The organism is Aquimarina longa SW024 (assembly GCF_001401755.1).
Taxonomy (GTDB): Bacteria; Bacteroidota; Bacteroidia; order Flavobacteriales; family Flavobacteriaceae; genus Aquimarina; species Aquimarina longa.
The window spans coordinates 115,580-135,341 of record NZ_KQ474101.1 but is presented as its reverse complement, the minus strand read 5'-3'; the positions used below and the strand labels follow the sequence as shown (position 1 = coordinate 135,341).

The window sequence follows — 19,762 nt, the reverse complement described above, 5'->3', positions numbered from 1 at the left end:
GCACAAATATATTATTATTTTATTTTAATCCGATATGGATCAAGATCAAAAGTTGTATTTACGCAAATATTCTGGTTAATCTAAAGAGGAAGAATTCTATATTTTTCATTCTTCTAAATTGTGCTCTAATAGCTTTTAGTATAGTATTAAAAAATTCTGCTGAAGCATTTATACTTCTATTGATCTGATATCTTAACAGTAAGCTTGTTTAAGTTTACATATACTATCTATTAAAAAAACTGAAAGGATTTGTTAAAATTAAAAATGAAAGAAATTAATTTAATACTTTCGCATTTCTGTAAGAAAATTTCAATTTTATTTTGGCAAAATATAGGCAACATATAGCTTCTTTTTTTGCGATACTTTTTTTAGTATCGCAAGTAAGTCATGTTGTACATTGTTCAACTGATCATTATCAGTTAAACAAAAATGAAATATTTGCTATTTATAATAGTTTAGATTCTTTTATTCATGATGATAATGTCGTTATCAATCAAAATTTTGATGATTGCACTCTTTGTTTTCAGCATAACTCTTTAAAGTTTTATTCTACAAGTAAAGATATATTTGATATATCACCAAATGAAAAAAGTCTTCAAAAAATAACTATAAAATATAGTACTCCTTTTTTAAATGAGTATTTATTAACTCTTACTTCATTACGAGCACCTCCTTTTTCACTAGCATAATTACTGTCCTATCTTTAAGTATATTTAAATAGTATTTTTCTCTTTTTCTAAAAATTAGAGAAAAATGATCATAGATCTTATTAATCATTATTTCTATACTATATAAATTATTGTGAGTTTTGGATATAAAACTTATAGACCATGATGGGGAAATGCGTTTTATGTAAATTTTATATCCAAAAAAATAAATCATCAAATAGTACTTTAAAAAAAAGGTTAATAGTCTATAAGCATTAACCTTACTAAAGAATCAGTTTGATATATAATGATTTTTAAAACCATTACTCACTCAACACTTCCAAGCAGATAGGTTCAACAAAATACTTATAAATTTTAGCTTATTTTTTAATGAAAAAAAGAAGTAAAGGGTGGTTATTAAGCCTACTTTTTTGTGCTATTTCATACGGACAAAATACATATGAAATAAAAGGTGAAATTATAGATGCGATCTCTAAAACAACTTTATCAGGAGCACACATACATATTAATAATCAAAATACAATAACAGATAGTAAAGGAACATTTTTTATTCAAAATCTATCTCAGGGGAGCTATAAAATAACGGTTGTATACTTAGGATATCATCCATATGAAAGAACCATTCAATTGTCTAAAAATAAACACCTTAAAATTCATTTAAATCAAAAAGAAACCTCCCTAAACGAGGTAATAGTTGAAGGGGCTAATGGAAAAATAAAAACAAGAAAAGATACCTATACAAAGCAATCTATTTCTAAAGATTTTTTACAAGAAAACAGGGGTAATAGTTTAATGCAAACACTTGAAAAAGTTGCAGGAATTAGTACTATAAATATTGGAGCAAGTCAATCAAAACCAGTTATAAGAGGATTGGGGTTTAACAGAGTGGTAGTGGTACAAAACGGTATAAAGCATGAGGCACAACAATGGGGTATAGATCATGGTTTAGAGATAGACCAACACGATGTACAACATGTAGAGATCATTAAAGGAGCGTCTTCTTTATTATATGGTTCAGATGCTATTGCAGGTGTGGTAAATATAAAACCTAATAAACTATTGAAACCTAATACGCTTAATGGTGAAGTAAATCTAAAAACACAAAGTAATAATAATTTATATGCAGGCTCTATTGGTATTAACCAAAGATATACAAATTGGTATTACAGAACGCGGGTAACTTATCAAGATTATGGGGATTATAAAGTACCTACTGATAAAATTTATTATGAAAATTACATATTTAATTTACATAATAATCAATTAAGAAATACTGCGGGGATTGAACAAAATGGAAGCTTTGGGTTAGGCTATATATCAGATAAATTTTTAACAGAAACTTATATCAGTAGTGTATATGCAAAAAACGGTTTTTTTGCAAATGCTCATGGTCTAGAAGTTCGCCTTTCTAAAATAGATTATGATTCAGATAATAGAGATATTGATTTGCCATATCATAATGTTCGCCATTTTAAGGCTACTAATAATTCTACTTTGTTTTTTGATAACCATAAAATGATGTTCGAATTGGGATATCAACATAATAAAAGAGAAGAATATTCAGAACCGTCAGCGCATGGATATATGCCTAAACCTACTAATACAAAGGAACGCGAGTTTATTAAAAGTACCTATTCCTTAAATGCTAAAGATGTTTTTAAACCTTTTAATACTCATAAAACAACTCTAGGGTTAAATTTTGAACATCAGAATAACAGCATTGGTGGTTGGGGGTTTTTAATTCCTAAATACACACGATTCACTATTGGAGGTTTTATACATGACACATTTAATCTTTCTGAAAAATTATTTGCACAAGTAGGTGTACGTTATGACTATGGTCGTATTAATACTAAACCATATTTTGAATGGTTTTTATCTCCCGTGTTAGGGTCTACACAACAAGAATACAGACAAAGGTCTAAAAAAAGAGGCTTAACTTATGGAAGTTTTAGTACTTCCTTAGGGATAAGTTATTTAACTAAAAAAAGTACTTATAAAATCAACTTAGGTAAAAGTTTTAGAATGCCTTTGGCTAATGAATTAGCTTCAGATGGTGTTAATTACCATATGTATCGATATGAAAAAGGAAATATTGATTTATCTCCTGAAGAATCTTATCAAATAGATACAGAAGTTGATTTTAACTGGTCAAAAGTTTCACTAAATATAAGTCCATTTATAAACTATTTTACCAATTTCATTTATCTAAATCCTACATCAAAGTATTATGAAACTTTACAAATTTATGAGTACACTCAAAGTAAAGTTCTTAGATATGGAGGTGAATTTTCAATAAGATATAGACCTACTAAAAACTTACTCGTAACAGGCTCTGTAGAATATGTAAAATCAAGACAGTTATCCGGAGTAAAAAAGAATTTTACGTTACCGTTTTCGCCACCTCTATCAAGCTTAATTTCTGTTAATTATACTGCTAATAAATTTTGGGTGTTTTCTCAATCAAAATTCTTTGCAGATTTTAGAATTACTGATGCTCAAAACGAAATAGTACCTCCCGAAAAACCTACAAATGATTATACTAAATTGGATTTAGGCATTTCTGCAACTCTTCCTTTTTTTAACAAAAACGCTATAGATATTTTAGTAAAGTTAAACAATACATTAAACACAAAAATATTTAACCACACTAGTTTCTATAGGCTTATAGAAGTCCCAGAACCTGGTAGAAATCTTTCAATAACACTCAATTATAAATTTTAAAAACAAAAGTCATGAAATTAAACATTAAAAAATCAAATTTAAAACTATTCGCAGTTCTTGCTTTTCTAGGATTATCCTTAGTTTCCTGTAGCAATGATGACGATAATCTTGATATAAATGCAGATACTAATCCTGATAGATTTAAAAAAATAGAAATAGGAAATGCCAGTTTTACGGTCCCTCAACTTAATATTGATCTACATACTGAATTCGATTATACAGGCAAAAAAAAAGTAAAGAAAATTTATTATGATATAACTCCAGTAAATACAAACACTCCAGGTACTGGAGAAATAAAATGGCAAGTATCTAATCATTTAATTCCAGAAGAGTATTATACAGGACAATTAAACCCTCATATACATTACCATATATACTTTGATCCTAAAAACAAAAATTTTCCAAAAATTAGACCTGCAACAGGAACCTATAATTTAAAAATTAAAGTTATTGAAGATGATAATACAGAAAGTTCTATAACAAAAGAGTTTAAGATCGTTAAAAAGTTTTCAGAAATTGAAATAGGGGATGACAATAAAATAAAAAAGGGAAGTGATGAACTACACACTGAATTTCATTATGATACAAAAAACAATACCATTAGTGAAATAAAATATGAATTATGGTTTAAGGAATGGAGAAATGGTCAGCAGAAACCAATTGGTAAATGGGATAATATTAAGGTAGTCTTACCTGCAAAATTATATGAAAACATAAAAAATCCACATATTCATTACCATTTACCTATCAATAAAGATTTACCATTAGGAGATTATTGGCTTAATATTTATGTAAAAGAAACTAACGAAAAAGAAGCTGTTAAGCTATCAATTCCTTTTAGTGTTATAAAATAAGTGGATAAATTATTAATCCACTTATTTCTATAATATCAAAAGATAAACTTTAAACCAAACACTAATTAAATACTTTTAGAATAATGAAAAGTAAACTTAAAATACTATTTATTATTTAAAGTATTTTGGCTATATCATGTGCTATAGATGGCAATATTTTAAATCCATCAAAAGGTATGTTTATAGAAAATATAAATACTTATGTTGCTTTCTGGTAACATAAGCATATTATAAATTTAGAAGTACAATATCATTTATATATATAAAAATGATATTAAAGAAAGATTTTATATTGATCTTTTTATAACTATTAAATAGTAAAAAATGTTTCGTAATAATAAAATAATAGCAATATTCATTTTTAGTGCATTTATATTGATTGGATGTTCTAAAGATGATGAAGACCAAAAAGACTTAGATAAACCAACTATAACTGTAGCGTATAAAGATGGTTTTCCTAAATCGTGTACAACATTAAAAAAAGGGCAAGAACATATTATTAGCGTAAAAGTTTCTGATAATTTAGAGCTAGCATCTTATGGTATCGACGTACATAATAATTTTGACCATCATACGCATGATGACCAAGGAACAAAATGTGATCTAAACCCTGTAAAATCGCCTAAAAATCCTTTTGTTTATTTAGAAAACAAACCTATACAAGGTAAGGTTAAACAGTTCGAAATAAAACATATTCTAAAAATTCCTGCAGATATTGATACTGGTGATTATCATTGTCAAATATCTGTAGTTGATATTACTGGTTGGCAAAGTAGAACATCAATAGATATAAAAATAGTAGATTGATAATTCATCTATTTTATATAAATGAATTAAAGATTTTAAAATTCCTCGATATGATATTTCGAGGAATTTTAATTTTAAGTCTAAAATATACCTGTTTATATATCAAATACTTGGATTGTAAAATAAAATTATTTTTTTTTTCGAATGAAAAAAGAAGTCCAGAAACATCTATCCATACTATTTTATGACAAAGTATGAGATCAAAAGAAGCAATAATGTACCAGTATTTCATCTATGATTATGCATACTGTCTATTAGATACGCCACCAAAAATACTCGAGTGATAGTTTCAATCCAATAGTTCTCTTATAAAAACCTAATTTTACCCCTACGAAACTAAATGTGCTTAACAATCATCATTAACGTTTTAATTTCCTTTTTCTAATTCTTTGTATGTTAATAAGAAATCAATTTCACAAGGAGTCATTGCATGAGGATACGATGGAACAATAGAAATACCTTCTTTAGTAAATACCCAATTATAATATGTCCATAAATCTCCATCACCTAAAAAATATTCACACTCAATATCTAGATCTGTATCTTTTTCATATTTATTTTTTAATAGTGTATAATGATCTAAAAGAGGATATACTTCGTTGATTTTTTCTAATTGTACATTTTGTTTAAGATCATAGTTGTAACCAATTTTATTATGATTAGGATGTGCTCCTCCGCAGTAAATAGAGGAATATTCATAAAAACTAATATAATCATCAGACACAAGTTTAACATCAATATCAATATCAGCCCACTCACATTCTAAACCTATTTCTGCAAATGAGGCATGAAGCGTGTCCAATTTTTGGTTTACAAATTCGTGTTGTGCACTAGTAAATCCATTACCTAGTCTAAATAATGTCTTTTTAGAATACTTTTCGGTAAACCAAACCAATTCTTTATTATCATATACTGTAACACTATCTCTTAAAAATTTAATTTTTCTTAATTTATATTTTCTAAAATCTTCAGTTGTCTTTGTTAAATGGACTTTTAAAACAACTTCCATATTTTCCCATGTTCCATACAACTGATCGTTATCAAATTGTAATGTAAATAGCTCTTTTTTTTCTTTTAGATCACTATATTTTTCATAAATAACTAACTCTGATTTTACTCGTCTACCACCTAATAAGATATTTTTTAAATGGGATTTATAAAAGTAAAAAGCAGTTACACTATCATCATTATAATCTGTATCTAATTGAAAGAAAATCTCATGTTTACCGATAGTTCCTCTATAATTTTGTGCATAACTCACTAATGAAAAAAGAACTATTAAAATAGTGATATATGATGATTTCATTATTTTTTTGTGTTTTAAATATAATTTAAACCTTCTTTAAATTCATTAATCAACTCTTTTACCTCAATTGTATTATATTATCTAGAAAAGTGAACTGGAATCGCTACCAAAATTTTAGAAACTTTCATTACCTCAGCTGACATTAATGAATAACTATGATAATTTATTTTAGCTTGTTCCTTAGGTGTTAGAAATCCTTCTAATTGTGCATATCTTTTAAATATTAATTTACCTATTTCTATAAATCTCTAGGGGGTTAGCATCTCACACATTGTATTTTTGATTATCCATAATTTATCCACTGCCTTCATTTTTTAATTATTCATTAGCTCTTCTAACCATGGATAACATTATACCGCTAAGAATTAATAAAGCTCCGATAATTCTATTTTGTAAATGAATTTTTTCTTTATTTTCTAAATATTTTTTTAATCTTGAAGCTAAATTTACATATACAAAAAGGCATATTCCATCTATAACTAAATATGTAAATCCTAAAACAATGACTTGAGACATAAATGAATAATTAGGATCTATAAATACCGGAAATAATGCTGCAAAAAATACAATTGCTTTTGGATTTGAAGCGGACATAAAAAAACCCTCACTATATAGTTTAAAAAAGCTTTTTTCTTTTTTATTAGCGCTCAATTCTTTTACTTTTGGTTTGGAGATTATTTTTGTTATCCCCATATAAATTAAATACCCTACTCCTATCCATTTTATAAGGCTAAATAATTCCCCAGATGATATGATTATAGAAGCTAAACCTAGTGATGATAAGATAATTTGCAATAAGTTTGCTGATAGATCTCCAAATATAGTCCCAATTGTATTTTTTACTCCGTAGTTTAGACTATTAGAAGAAGCTAATAATACACTAGGACCTGGTGTTACACCAATTACAATAACGGTTGCAATAAACGAAAACCAAAGTGTTAAATTCATATTTTTATTTTTATAATTATCAACTGATTATCAATTACTTAATGATGTATTATTTTTTTATTTTTTTTATAATATTGCTCTTCTCCTACATATTTTCAATATATAGCACCAATCTCGAATATCAAAATTGTGCTTAGCATTTGGAGTCATTCATCAATATAAGGTTTATTTTTTTTCAATAGTTAGTAGATCAGATAATATTATTTTATCAAATACTTTTCATTCAAAACATCAAACATTCTTACTTATTCTACCCTAAGAAAACAACCTTATTATATTTATTTATTGGGTAAACAAAATGATACGAAAACAGGCATCCTATACCTCTTCGACACACATTAACTCCACTTTAACACAAGTATAGCTTTTACAATATAAAACATAGAAAACAAGCATGTTACACTCCATATCCGCAATGAAAATATCTCAAAAAAACAGTAGAAAACAAAGTGAATACGATTCTTATTTAGATTTATTTTAAATAATTTGGGTAATTCAAAACGAGTAAATACTTTTGCCGGAAATTATTACTTGTATATTCAGTCTAAATAAAAATAAATGAAAAACTTACTATCTTTATTAATGCTACTACTGTTAAGTAATTTAGCATTTTCGCAGAATGGTACCGTAAGCGGAACTATTACCGACAACAACTTGATACCTCTTTCAGGAGTAAATGTTTATATAAAAAACACAGCAAAAGGAACACAAACCAATGAGAATGGAGTTTTTGAAATCAATGATATCGAGAATGGGGATTATATCTTTACAATATCATATCTGGGTTTTAAAACAAGAGAAATTAAAATATTAATTTCAAACAATCAACCAGTAAACTTACAGTCAATTATTCTTTATGAGGGAAATGAAATTTTAGGTGAAGTAGTTATTGAAGGGCTACGAACTAATAAATTTTCGAGAAAAAAAACAGCTTATGTTTCTAAACTACCTCTAAAAGATATTGAAAACACACAGGTTTATAGTACAGTTACAAATGATCTTTTAGAATCTCAAATAGTTACTAATTTTGATGATGCACTAAAAAACGCAACAGGCGTTGAAAACCTATGGGCATCTACAGGGCGAGGTGGAGATGGTGCTGGGTATTATGCTTTACGCGGTTTCTCTGTTCAACCACAATTAGTAAATGGTTTACCTGGGTTAACTAACGGAACGATTAATCCTGCAAACATAGAGCGTATAGAAGTATTAAAAGGTCCTTCTGCAACATTATTCGGAAATGCTGTAAGCTCATATGGTGGACTTATAAATGTAGTAACCAAAAAACCTTATGTTGGTACTGGTGGTGAACTTTCGTTTACTTCTGGCACTTATGGTTTAAACCAAGTAATAGGAGATTTTAATACCGCATTAAGTAAAGATGATAATTTATATTTTAGAGTAAATACTGCTTACACAACCGAACAAAGTTTTCAAGATGCAGGTTTTAGAACATCTTTCTTTGTAGCACCTTCACTTTCTTATAAAGTAAACAATAAGCTGTCGTTTTCTTTTTATGCAGAAATCACACAAGCAGAACAAACCAATCCTACATTTTTATTCTTAAACAGGACTGCACCAACTGAAGCACAAAACTTAGGAGAATTAGGATATAACAATAAATTATCTTTTACTAGTAATGATTTGACTTTGCAAAACCCAAATCAGAATTATAGAATTGAAATGGATTATAAGTTGTCAGATACTTGGCAATCGCAAACCTTACTGTCAAAAAGCTCTACTTCTACAAATGGATATTATTCGTATTTATTCGAATTTGGTATTTTAGGTAACAATACGTTTTCTCGTTTTATCAGTAAACAAAATGCTAATACGCAGACTACTGATATTCAACAAAATTTTATAGGTGATTTTAAAATAGCATCTTTAAGAAACAGAGTTGTTATTGGTTTAGACTATTTCAACGCAACTCAAATAAGTAATAATAGCGGTTATGCATTTTATGGGAATGTCACACCTGAAGGTGGAGCAAATGGGGATAATCCTTTTACGCCAGATGTAGTAGAAACTGATTTATATCCGCTTTCGACTTCTGGTGTAGATGCTGTTTTAGAATCGCAAGCAATTGGAAATAACAAATCTAAATATCACATCTACAGTCTATATGCTTCTGATGTATTAAATATTACCAGTAATTTATCTGTTATGATAGGAATACGTTTAGATAGATTTGATAATGAAGGAGATTTAGTAAACACAAAAGACGATTTTAAACAAGATACATTTTCTCCAAAACTTGGAGTATTATACCAACCAATTAAAGATAAATTATCAGTCTTTGGAAATTACCAAAATGGTTTTAAAAATGTAGCACCACAATTGGTAGGTAACCCAGAAGACGGTCCTCAACAATTAAAAACTTTTAAACCTGAAAGAGCTAATCAACTTGAATTTGGGCTGAAAACATTTTTTTTCAAAAATAGATTGAATGCTACAATAAGTTATTATGATATTAAAGTAACAGACAGAGTAATTCAAGACCCAAGCTCACCATTTAATAAAATTCAGGGTGGTGAGATAGAAAGTAAAGGTGTAGAAATAGAAATTAACGCCAATCCTATCAAAGGATTAGACATTAGAGCTGGATACAGCAATAATGAAAGTAAAACTATAAAAACCGATGATCCTTTAATACTTAATAAAAGACCGCTAGAGGCTGGTCCTAAAACATTATACAATTTTTGGGCAAATTACGAATTTCAGGATGGCAAACTTGATGGCTTTGGTTTAGGATTTGGTATCAATGGAGCAAGTAAGCGTTTTGTAAAAAATTATACAACTACAGGTAATTTTATTTTACCAAGTTATACTATTGCAAATGCCTCAATTTTTTATCAAGCAAATAAGTATAGAATTGGTCTAAAATTAAACAACGCATTTAATAAAGAATATTATAAAGGCTGGTCTACCATAAATCCTCAAACACCACGAGCATTATTAGCTAATATTTCATATAAATTTTAATTAATCCAATAAAAAAAAGAACAACTTTTTTGTAAGTTGTTCTTTTTTTACAAATAGATCAATGAGATTGAAAAAAATTATATTTCAGGTACACAAAATATTAGGTCTTGCTACAGGCGTAGTCGTTTTTATTGTTGCAATTACTGGTTGTTGCTGGACTTTTAAAGACGAAATTGAAAGCCTTTATAGTGACTACAAAACAATTGAAGCTCAAGACACAACCATTTTAACACCAACTGAGGCGAAAGTTCTTGCCAAAGAAATATTCCCAAATAAAACGGTACATGGAACAATATTTGGTAAATCCGATGAGGTTATAGAAGTTATTTTTTATGACATTGAGCCAGAGTTTTATCAAAGTATTTTTATTAATCCATACTCTAGAGAAATAATACATATAAAAGATCATCTTTCTGGATTTTTTGCTTTTGTTTTAAAAGGGCATGTAAGGTTATGGTTACCAAGAGCTATTGGCGAAGAAATTGTAGGTGTTTCCATATTACTATTTATTATTATTCTAATTTCTGGATTCATAATATGGCTTCCTAAAAAGAGTAAAAACTTAAAACAACGACTAAAATTTAGTTGGAAAAAGACAACTCGATGGAAGAGAAAAAATTTTGATTTACATTCGATTTTAGGTTTTTATGTCTGTTCATTAGCTTTGATATTAGCACTCACAGGATTAGTAATGTCCTATGATTGGTTTCAAAAAACTGTTTATTTATCCTTTGGAGGGGATAAAAACCCAACCTTTTTAATTCCAAAAAATGAAACCCAAAAAGCGTTAACCTCTACAAGTACTTTTCCTATAGATCGTCTTTTAATCAAACTTAAAGATGAGAATCCTAATGCGAAAAGCTTTGAAATTCATTATCCATATTCTAAATCCGATTGTATCTATGTTGAAGTAACCAATAGCAACGGATTGTACTATGATTCGGATTTTCTGTTTTTTGACCAAAATACTTTAAAAGAAATCACATCCAATACTATTTATGGCAGGTATGAAAATACAAAAATAGCTGACAAAATATTGCGAATGAACTATGATATTCATATCGGAGCAATAGGTGGAATCACCGGAAAAATCATTGCTTTTTTAGTTAGCTTATTAACTGCTAGTCTACCTCTTACAGGAGTTTTATTATGGTACGGACGAAATTATAAAAAGAAAAAACCTTAGACTAAATAGTAGTTAGTACATAATTCTATTGAGCCTATCATATTCTTAAAATTAGGGGAAACCTTGTTCTTTTTCATACGTCTTCATATCCTATTTTGCTATTATCATTTGCTTTCATTTTATTTATAAATGATTGCACTAGCATTAGATTTCCTTTTAGGTATCTACGAGCTATAGTTCCAAAACTATTTTCTTCTTTTCCTACACTATCTTTAACTACATCAGTTAGAACATTAATCATAAATCCTTCGGTATGTGCATCCTTTACATAATCTTCTATAATATCTCTCTGAAGGAATCCATATGAGCGAAGCATTTTTAACATTATACCTTCTTTTAGTTTTTCTGGCTTAATTTTTACACCTACTATTTTACCAACTATATCTACCATTTCTTAAGGTGTTAGTAACACTTTACCGATAACACGATACGTTTTAAGATTGCTATAGAGTATCCTAAAAAAAATGTAATAAAACTAGTCTTTAAAAATTAAAAAACATCAAAAAAAGACTTATATTATTACCCTTAAACCGACGAAATACAATTAAATAGGCTAAAAACATCTAATTATTCTATAATCAAAAAAATATAATTTCGTTTTTGAAACTAAGATTTAGTGAAAATTACAAATCATTTTGTAACTTTCAATAGAATTAACTAATACATATGCCTTTTACATTAGATCAATTTAAAACCTTATCAAGAAAAACATTTTTATTCCTTTTTATTTTAAAAAAAGATGGACAAATAGTTGCCTTTAATAATAGATGTAAATTATTATTTCCTATTGATGAAAATGAGATTAAAGGAAAATATATTACCGATTTTATAATTGATGAAGATGTATCTGTATTTAGAAATTCAGTATCTATACTATCCGATACTAATCCTATTACTAATAAATCGTTTAGTTTTCCTACAAAAAAGGAAGGAGTATTGTCTCTAAAGTTTGATTTTATATTGTATAATAATCTCATCTATGCTACCGGAATTGACACTACAAAAGAACATAAAGAGCATAAAGCATTATTAACCATTTCTAAACTTACTAAGACTGGCGCTTGGTATTACAACCCTAATACTGACGAAATATACTGGTCTAAGGGATGCTATCTAATCACAGAATCTGACCCTAATAGTACGATAACAAAAATTAAATCTCTAAATTTTCATCCCGAAGATTCTAGATCACGAATAAATAGCTATTTAGAAAACGTTATCAAAGATAAGACACCATATGAATATACCGAAAAGATCATTACTCAAAAAGGAAATGAAAAATGGGTAAAGGTTATAGGAGAACCTATACTCTATAAAGGAGAAGTTATTTATGTAAATGGAACTATAACTGATGTTACAGACAAGCATATTTATATTGAAAAACTAAAGCATAGTGAAGAAACTAAACACCTAGCCTTAAAAGGTATACAATCTGGATTATTTGATTATAATATTAAAAAAAATGAAGTTTTTTATAGCTTAGATTTTAAAAAAATGCTAGGACTTCCTTTAGACAAAGAGTTTGTATCAGAAGAAGAATTTAGAAAAATGATACACCCTGATGATGTTGATCAAATGCTAAAAAGACAACATGAAAACCTAAACAAAGAAGGTAATCATTATTACAACTACTATAGATTAAAACATATTAATGAGGGGTATCGACATTATGAAGTCTATGGTTTTAGAAAAAAAAACTCAAAAGGAGAAACTACAAGAATGATTGGTAATCTGATTGATATTCATCAAAAAAAGATTAATGAACAAACTATTATAGAGAATAAAAGCAGATTACGAGCAATTGTAAATAATGGATTCGTATACACTATTTTATTAGATACTGAAGGTAAAATACTAATGACTGATCAAAAATCTATAGAGATCATAAAAAGAAATTTTAATCTAGATCCAACCCTTGTCTCATCTCGTTTTATTGATGTAATCCCTCTTAATTTTAAAAACTCTTTTGCTCACGAGTTTAACGAAGCCCTAAAAGGAAATATTGTAAAGAAAGAAATCGAGCGAATTACCTATAAAGGAGATGCTCAGTGGTTAGAAGCTAAGTATACCCCTATTTATAGCCAAGAAAAAAAGATAAACTCTATTCTTGTGAGTTTTCTTGATATTACTGAAAGAAAATTAGCTGATATCGCCATCAAAAAGTCACATATTAAAGAACAAGAATTAAATAGTCTTAAATCAAATATATTATCCAATTTTAGTCATGAAATAAGAACTCCTCTAAACGGTATAATGACTATCAGTAAGCTATTACTTAATGAAGAAATAGTTGAAGAGCGAAAAAAACTTTTAGAATATTTAGAAGAAAGTAAAGACAGACTTCTAAAAACAATCACCAATCTATCTAATTTTAGTGAATTAGAAGCGATGAGACGCAATATAAACCTACACAGTTTTGATACCAATTATACCGTAGAGACATCATATAGAGAGTATCGACATATGGCAGAGGCCAAGAATTTAAATTATCAATTAGAGCTCGACCAAACCTCTCCTCAAATCAATATAGATGAAGTTTTATTTAAAACTGCATTGAATAATATTATCCATAATGCTATTAAATATACTAATAAGGGTAGTATAATTATTAGAGTTAGTTCTAAAAATCATAATAATTTAAAAAATAATGTTTATATTTCGATTACTGATACTGGTATTGGAATAGATAAAGAGAATCTTACTAAAATTTTTGACCCTTTTGTCCAAGAAAGTATAGGTCTAAGTCGTAAATATGAGGGAACAGGTATTGGACTGAGCCTATCAAAACGATATATAGAATTATTAGATGGAAAAATAAAAGTAAAAAGTAAAACAGGTGAAGGCACCGAGTTTAAAATTATAATTCCAAAACACTTATGAATGTCCTTTACGTAGAAGATAATAAGATAAATGCAATGGTTATGGATAAAATGCTAACCAAAAACCATTCGAATGTTATCATAGCAGAAAACGGTTCACAAGCACTCAAGGTTGTAAAAGAAAAAAATCTTGATCTTATCCTAGTCGATATTAATCTAGGACTTAATCAAATGGATGGCTGTGAATTATTAAAGAAGCTACGCAAAATAGATATTCTTAGTAATATCCCTGTATTTGCTGTAACAGCATATGCAATGCCTGGAGACAAACAACGTTTCATAAACACTGGTTTTGACAATTATTTTTCTAAACCTGTAAATTTTGATCAATTAATAACTGTTATATCAAAAATAAAAGGTGCCATTAATAAAAGTCAGGCTATCTAATTTGACTAAATCGTATACCTAGTTGTTTCTCGATATCTCTTATACTATTTATTTCGGATTTAACGATTAAAGCTAAGGATATACCTGTATTACCTGCTCTAGCCGTCCTACCACTCCTATGTGTATAATATTCTATCTGATCAGGTAATTGATAATGTACTACAAAAGCAAGATTAGCAACATCAATACCTCTAGCTGCTACATCTGTAGAAATTAATAATTGTATTGTTGTATTTCTAAAAGCCCTCATTACTTTATCACGGTCTTTTTGTGTCATATCTCCTTCTAGCAAACCGATATCATAATTCTTTGCTTTTAACTGCTTAGATAATGTCCGCGCTGCAACTTTAGTTTTTGTAAAAACAATACCTCTCCCCTCTCGTTGTGTTTTTAAAAAATAAATAAGTGTATCTAATTTACTAACCTCATCACCTACTACAAATTGATGATTTATTCCTTTATTTATAGCATCATCTCTATCTATACTTATCCTAACGGCATTATTCCTTACATAAGAATTTATGATTTCGTTTAATGAAGATGGCATTGTTGCAGAAAAAAGCCAAACATTTCTAGTTCCTTTAGTTTGAGCGAGAATGGTTGTTAATTCTTTTTTAAACCCCATACTTAACATTTCATCAGCTTCATCCATCACCAATGTTTTAATTTCAGAAATATCAACTGCTTTTCTGTTTATTAAATCAATAAGTCTTCCTGGTGTTGCTACAATAATATGCGTAGGTCTTTTTAACCTAGAAAGTTGTCTTTCGATTTTCTCCCCTCCATAAACTGATTCTGTAAAAATTTTATCTGTATATTTTGTGAATTTAAAAAGTTGTTTAGCTATTTGCTGACCTAATTCTCTAGTAGGAGCTAGAATCAAAGCTTGTACTTGTTTTTTAGAAGGGTTTATTTGTGATAGTATCGGAATTCCAAATGCAGCAGTCTTACCTGTTCCTGTTTGCGCTTTGCCTATAAAATCAGTTTTGTTATTCATCAAAACAGGAATCGCCTGTTCTTGAATTTTTGTAGGAGTAGTTATTCCCATTTCCTTAAGACCTTTATTAAGGTCTTTAGAAACACCCAGCTCTAAAAATGTCATACATATATCGTTTAAGTTGCAAAAATAAACGAATATCTATTCATAATTCAACTTAATCAAAAAATAACTGACATCTGATGACTAAATTCTAGTAAGGGGATTGAATCTTAGAAATAATATATAAATCAGAACACTTATTATTTTTTTAGATCTTTTTATTAATAAGCTAATAAAAGAAGGGGGCGATACTTCTAAAAAAATATTCTGATCTAAGTATTTTTTAATATAATATATGTAAAAACAATGGTTTTACATTTTATAAATCTATACATATGCTATTTTTAAAAGAGTTTTTTTAGCCATCTACTGCAAATGAGTTTAGCCATGAAATATAAAAACATCCTAAATTAACGCTATTTATAGATTTTTAAATATTAGCATGCAATTTTCATGAAGTAATTAAAAAATTGTTTTTTTAAAGTCAATCCTTTTTTATGAAAATGAGATTTAATCATACAAAAACCTCCTGAACAATTAAAATCAGCACCTTCATCAGACGATATGATATCTAGTAATGAAATAGTATGTGTATGATCATGATCTTCATCTAAGTGATGATTTTTTATATCAATATTTAAAAAAGTCTTACTGACATTATGGTTCAAATGAGGATTTGAAAGAAATACACCTTCTACATGAAGAGGAGAATCTGTATTTATAGATTGAGAGTATCCTATGTTAGTAATTAATAAAAGAGTTAATACGATTGTGTAGCATAAAAATTTATTCATATAAATATATTTAAAAGTTATGTGACGTTGGTTATTTATTGATTTCAAAATTAAGTTTTGTAAGAAGAGATGTTGTTTTTTCTTACGGTAAAACCCTTTAATTTATCGTCAAAATACACACATAATCGTTAAAAAGCAAAAAAAAGCTATTTTTTAACACTTTAGAAGAGTCAATTATGTTTTCAAAAAAATGAATTTAGATCATATTAATATATAAAACTCCCCCTAAAACAACTTCAGTTCATCGGATAAATGATTAGGTAAGTTAAGTTGTGTCCCTAAACGATCATTCATTTTTTTGATGAAATATTTAGATAATAATGGTGATTCTTCTTCTATATTTTGGTGTACAAAAAAATGAATTTTATTAATCCCTTGACCTTTCCATATAGCAAGTCTCCGTACCCAATCATCCAATCGAGTATAATCAGTTTCATGATTTGCTCCAACATATCTTATAAAAGCTTCATCATTAGTTAAACACATATGTAATAGATCTCTTCTTCCGGCAGTATCCGTTATTATATTTGCAATAGTATTCTCTTCCATAAGATTATACAACTCATTAGATACTACAGAATCATTAAACCAATCTGTATGTCTAAATTCTATTGCTAGACGTATTTCTTTTGGCCATTTTTCAACAAACCGTATGACTCTATCAAAATTTTTAGGCCCAAAATTACTATGCATTTGTAGGAATATTGTTCCTAATTTTTCTTTTAAATAAATTACATTAGATATATACTCATCTACATAAGGTTGTACATCATCATTTAGCCTTTTTAGATGAGAGATATTCTGCACAAGTTTTGGGAAAAACTTAAAATCCTCAGGAGTTTTATCATACCACTTCTTATATTGATCTTCAGAAAATATTCTGTAAAAAGTAGCATTTAGCTCTATGCTATTAAATTGTCTAGAATAGTATTCTAATTCATCTTTAGTACCTCTGGGATAAAATCCCTTTAAATCTTGCTTATTCCACTTAGCACAACCAACGTATACAGATATTCCTTCTTTAGAGGTCTTTTCTATAACTCTAGAGGTGTTTTTATCATCTTCTGGTAACGTAAAATCTATTATATCTGGACGTTCTACTTTTCCGAATTTCATCTTTTTTTTATATTTATTTTTATATTTATTTTTATAAAATTAATTTAACCCACAACAAAACAAAAACATAAACTAATAATAATCAAAAACTTAATGACAATACATTTGTTAGACCTCACAGGTAGAAAAAAAACTATGAGGTTTCAATAATAAGCTGATCATATGATCTTTAACCAATAATAATTATTTTTGTTATGTATTTAGGGAAATTAATTAAAATTAAAGGAATGGCAATTAGATTCTTTTTCTTAATAAATATGATATAAAAAAGTAGCGTATTATTTAACATATTTTTTCTTAACTTAGAATGTAAAATCTCTTCACATATCTTATCATTAAGTTAATATACCAGAAGCTCAAAAAAACTAGCTTAGTAAAGTAAAATATAACAAGTATATATCCTAAAATTGTTTATAAGTAGTTTAAAACTCTATACATATACTTGATTTTTAAGCACTACTATTAACTATTTTTAATAAACATTCTTTTATTATGGAAAACAGGGAATCAAATTTGTTAGCAATACGTCCGCAATTGTTAAATGCAAGAGTTTCTGAAAACATGTCCAATGATGAACAGTTTCAGAATAAAACAATTCGACCAATTATAAAGCTACAGAGCGAGTTATTAATCGAAGTTTTTAAAAATTACATAAAAAAAAGAAAAAATACGTTCTATGAATTATCATTAGAAAAGCGTTTTGATTTTATCGAAAATGCTATCCAAAAAGATATGAAATTTAGAAATAATCTTAAAGGGATGATTATAGGTCAGTTTACTATAGAAGAGTATCTAAAGTATATTAATAACTCTTCAGCTCTAAATAAGCGTATGATGAGTATTGTAAAAGAGCGCCTACAAGACAATATACAATTGTTAGAATATAAGGTAGCCTAATAACATCAATAATGAACCTAGGATATATCGGTTTCTTTTTTAAAAATTGACACTAAAAAATCCTAATGAATAGATTTTCATTAGGATTTTTTATTAGGTATGTGTGTTAGATTATGGTTTTAAATATTCTAATACATTATTTTCTATTCTAGCATCTATATTAGAAACACTTGCTTTCTCAAAAGGAGTTCCGGTTATATTTTCATATAATTCGATATAACGTTCAGAAACAGATTGAATATATTCATCTGTCATTTCTGGAATCTGTTGTCCTTCTTTTCCTTGAAAACCATTACTAATCAACCACTGTCTTACAAATTCTTTTGACAATTGTTTTTGAGGCTCTTCGTTTTGCTGTCGTTCTTTATATCCTTCTATATAAAAATAACGCGAAGAATCAGGAGTATGTATTTCATCAATCAATACAATCTTACCTTCTTTAGTTTTTCCAAATTCATATTTAGTATCCACTAAAATTAATCCTCGTGCTTCAGCGATCTCTGTTCCTCTTTGAAAAAGCTTACGAGTATACTCTTCTAAAACGAGATAATCTTCTTCTGAGACAATTTTTTTTGATAGTATCTCTTCTCTAGAAATATCCTCATCATGTTCTCCATTATCGGCTTTAGTAGAAGGAGTAATGATTGGTTCAGGGAATTTATCATTTTCTTTCATTCCCTCTGGCATAGCAACACCGCATAGCATTCGTTTTCCTAATACATACTCACGAGCAGCATGCCCTGATAAATAACCTCTTATAACCATTTCTATCTTAAACGGTTCACAAAAATGACCTATTGCCACATTTGGATCTGGAGTAGCAATCAACCAGTTTGGAACCAAATCTTCTGTTTCTTTCATCATCTTAGTAGCAATCTGATTAAGAATCTGCCCTTTAAAAGGGATTCCTCTCGGCATTACTACATCAAACGCAGATAAACGATCAGTTGCAATCATCACCAATAATTCATCATCTATACTATATACTTCTCTTACTTTTCCTTTATACACTGATTTTTGGTTAGGAAAATTATAATTTGTGTCTATTATTGTATTCATTTCTTACTTTGTAAATATTTGGATCACTTAGTTAGTGAGTATTTGGGTCACTTAGTAAAAGTAGAGCAACATATATGCTAACAGTTAAGCATTCTCTCTTAGTCAACTACTAA

The 19,762-nt window shown here is 28.1% G+C and carries 16 protein-coding genes; 9 read left to right on the top strand and 7 right to left on the bottom strand.

Annotated elements, in window-relative coordinates; genetic code table 11:
* Positions 1 to 320 precede the first annotated feature (320 nt).
* From N456_RS14885 to N456_RS14870, 4 genes are all read left to right on the top strand, one after another.
* Entirely contained in the window at positions 321 to 689 is a 369-nt protein-coding gene (locus tag N456_RS14885) for a hypothetical protein (protein ID WP_062058900.1), read from the top strand.
* Positions 690 to 1,037: 348 nt separating this feature from the next.
* Positions 1,038 to 3,392, top strand: coding sequence for a TonB-dependent receptor (locus N456_RS14880; RefSeq protein ID WP_062058897.1), 2,355 nt, complete (start codon positions 1,038 to 1,040; stop codon positions 3,390 to 3,392).
* 11 nt (positions 3,393 to 3,403) lie between these two features.
* Positions 3,404 to 4,246 carry a hypothetical protein gene (locus N456_RS14875; protein WP_062058894.1) on the top strand — a complete coding sequence of 281 codons (843 nt, stop codon included), beginning with the start codon at positions 3,404 to 3,406 and terminating at the stop codon, positions 4,244 to 4,246.
* 324 nt (positions 4,247 to 4,570) lie between these two features.
* Complete coding sequence (locus N456_RS14870) at positions 4,571 to 5,053, top strand: DUF4625 domain-containing protein (RefSeq protein ID WP_062058891.1); 483 nt, start codon at positions 4,571 to 4,573, stop codon at positions 5,051 to 5,053.
* A gap of 367 nt (positions 5,054 to 5,420) precedes the next feature.
* Here the strand turns inward: N456_RS14870 and N456_RS14865 are convergent, their stop codons facing one another.
* On the bottom strand, positions 5,421 to 6,359 hold the full coding sequence (locus N456_RS14865; RefSeq protein WP_062058888.1) for a hypothetical protein: 939 nt from the start codon (positions 6,357 to 6,359) through the stop codon (positions 5,421 to 5,423).
* Positions 6,360 to 6,677: 318 nt separating this feature from the next.
* The gene (locus tag N456_RS14860; protein ID WP_062058885.1) at positions 6,678 to 7,307 is read right to left on the bottom strand and encodes a LysE family translocator; all 630 of its coding nucleotides are present in this window, start codon (positions 7,305 to 7,307) and stop codon (positions 6,678 to 6,680) included.
* A gap of 558 nt (positions 7,308 to 7,865) precedes the next feature.
* Between N456_RS14860 and N456_RS14855 the strand changes: the two genes are divergently transcribed.
* Entirely contained in the window at positions 7,866 to 10,292 is a 2,427-nt protein-coding gene (locus tag N456_RS14855) for a TonB-dependent receptor (RefSeq protein WP_062058882.1), read from the top strand.
* A 61-nt stretch (positions 10,293 to 10,353) separates the two neighbouring features.
* A complete protein-coding gene (locus tag N456_RS14850; RefSeq protein WP_062058879.1) occupies positions 10,354 to 11,478 on the top strand; it encodes a PepSY-associated TM helix domain-containing protein in 1,125 nt (374 codons plus the stop codon).
* 73 nt (positions 11,479 to 11,551) lie between these two features.
* On the opposite strand, the gene N456_RS14845 is transcribed toward N456_RS14850, so the two are convergent.
* Positions 11,552 to 11,869, bottom strand: a complete 318-nt coding sequence (locus tag N456_RS14845) for a hypothetical protein (protein ID WP_062058876.1) — start codon at positions 11,867 to 11,869, stop codon at positions 11,552 to 11,554.
* Positions 11,870 to 12,144: 275 nt separating this feature from the next.
* Here N456_RS14845 and N456_RS14840 point away from each other — a divergent pair, with 275 nt between their 5' ends.
* Both N456_RS14840 and N456_RS14835 read left to right on the top strand, forming a co-directional pair.
* Positions 12,145 to 14,358: a PAS domain-containing protein gene (locus tag N456_RS14840; RefSeq protein WP_062058873.1), complete on the top strand. Its 2,214-nt coding sequence runs from the start codon at positions 12,145 to 12,147 to the stop codon at positions 14,356 to 14,358.
* On the top strand, positions 14,355 to 14,744 hold the full coding sequence (locus tag N456_RS14835; RefSeq protein ID WP_062058870.1) for a response regulator: 390 nt from the start codon (positions 14,355 to 14,357) through the stop codon (positions 14,742 to 14,744). Before N456_RS14840 ends, N456_RS14835 begins: the two co-directional genes overlap by 4 nt.
* Here the strand turns inward: N456_RS14835 and N456_RS14830 are convergent.
* The 3 genes from N456_RS14830 to N456_RS14820 form a co-directional block, all read right to left on the bottom strand.
* Positions 14,737 to 15,846 carry a DEAD/DEAH box helicase gene (locus tag N456_RS14830; protein WP_062058867.1) on the bottom strand — a complete coding sequence of 370 codons (1,110 nt, stop codon included), beginning with the start codon at positions 15,844 to 15,846 and terminating at the stop codon, positions 14,737 to 14,739. The genes N456_RS14835 and N456_RS14830 overlap by 8 nt on opposite strands.
* Positions 15,847 to 16,220: 374 nt before the next feature.
* Complete coding sequence (locus N456_RS14825; RefSeq protein ID WP_062058864.1) at positions 16,221 to 16,577, bottom strand: hypothetical protein; 357 nt, start codon at positions 16,575 to 16,577, stop codon at positions 16,221 to 16,223.
* Between the two features lie 225 nt (positions 16,578 to 16,802).
* Positions 16,803 to 17,693 (bottom strand): DUF72 domain-containing protein, encoded by an 891-nt coding sequence (locus N456_RS14820; RefSeq protein ID WP_062058861.1) that lies wholly within the window; start codon positions 17,691 to 17,693, stop codon positions 16,803 to 16,805.
* A 492-nt stretch (positions 17,694 to 18,185) separates the two neighbouring features.
* On the opposite strand from N456_RS14820, the gene N456_RS14815 reads away from it, so the two are divergent.
* Entirely contained in the window at positions 18,186 to 18,590 is a 405-nt protein-coding gene (locus tag N456_RS14815) for a hypothetical protein (RefSeq protein ID WP_062058858.1), read from the top strand.
* Between the two features lie 111 nt (positions 18,591 to 18,701).
* Here the strand turns inward: N456_RS14815 and N456_RS14810 are convergent, their stop codons facing one another.
* Positions 18,702 to 19,649 carry a phosphoribosylaminoimidazolesuccinocarboxamide synthase gene (locus N456_RS14810; RefSeq protein ID WP_062058855.1) on the bottom strand — a complete coding sequence of 316 codons (948 nt, stop codon included), beginning with the start codon at positions 19,647 to 19,649 and terminating at the stop codon, positions 18,702 to 18,704.
* Positions 19,650 to 19,762: the final 113 nt, after the last annotated feature.

Bases quoted from the DNA above. Each gene is read 5' to 3' on its own strand.
- N456_RS14880 (WP_062058897.1), top strand. From the start codon at position 1,038: ATGAAAAAAAGAAGTAAAGGGTGGTTATTAAGCCTACTTTTTTGTGCT.
- N456_RS14875 (WP_062058894.1), top strand. From the start codon at position 3,404: ATGAAATTAAACATTAAAAAATCAAATTTAAAACTATTCGCAGTTCTT.
- N456_RS14870 (WP_062058891.1), top strand. From the start codon at position 4,571: ATGTTTCGTAATAATAAAATAATAGCAATATTCATTTTTAGTGCATTT.
- N456_RS14865 (WP_062058888.1), bottom strand. From the start codon at position 6,359: ATGAAATCATCATATATCACTATTTTAATAGTTCTTTTTTCATTAGTG.
- N456_RS14860 (WP_062058885.1), bottom strand. From the start codon at position 7,307: ATGAATTTAACACTTTGGTTTTCGTTTATTGCAACCGTTATTGTAATT.
- N456_RS14855 (WP_062058882.1), top strand. From the start codon at position 7,866: ATGAAAAACTTACTATCTTTATTAATGCTACTACTGTTAAGTAATTTA.
- N456_RS14850 (WP_062058879.1), top strand. From the start codon at position 10,354: ATGAGATTGAAAAAAATTATATTTCAGGTACACAAAATATTAGGTCTT.
- N456_RS14845 (WP_062058876.1), bottom strand. From the start codon at position 11,869: ATGGTAGATATAGTTGGTAAAATAGTAGGTGTAAAAATTAAGCCAGAA.
- N456_RS14840 (WP_062058873.1), top strand. From the start codon at position 12,145: ATGCCTTTTACATTAGATCAATTTAAAACCTTATCAAGAAAAACATTT.
- N456_RS14835 (WP_062058870.1), top strand. From the start codon at position 14,355: ATGAATGTCCTTTACGTAGAAGATAATAAGATAAATGCAATGGTTATG.
- N456_RS14830 (WP_062058867.1), bottom strand. From the start codon at position 15,846: ATGACATTTTTAGAGCTGGGTGTTTCTAAAGACCTTAATAAAGGTCTT.
- N456_RS14825 (WP_062058864.1), bottom strand. From the start codon at position 16,577: ATGAATAAATTTTTATGCTACACAATCGTATTAACTCTTTTATTAATT.
- N456_RS14820 (WP_062058861.1), bottom strand. From the start codon at position 17,693: ATGAAATTCGGAAAAGTAGAACGTCCAGATATAATAGATTTTACGTTA.
- N456_RS14815 (WP_062058858.1), top strand. From the start codon at position 18,186: ATGGAAAACAGGGAATCAAATTTGTTAGCAATACGTCCGCAATTGTTA.
- N456_RS14810 (WP_062058855.1), bottom strand. From the start codon at position 19,649: ATGAATACAATAATAGACACAAATTATAATTTTCCTAACCAAAAATCA.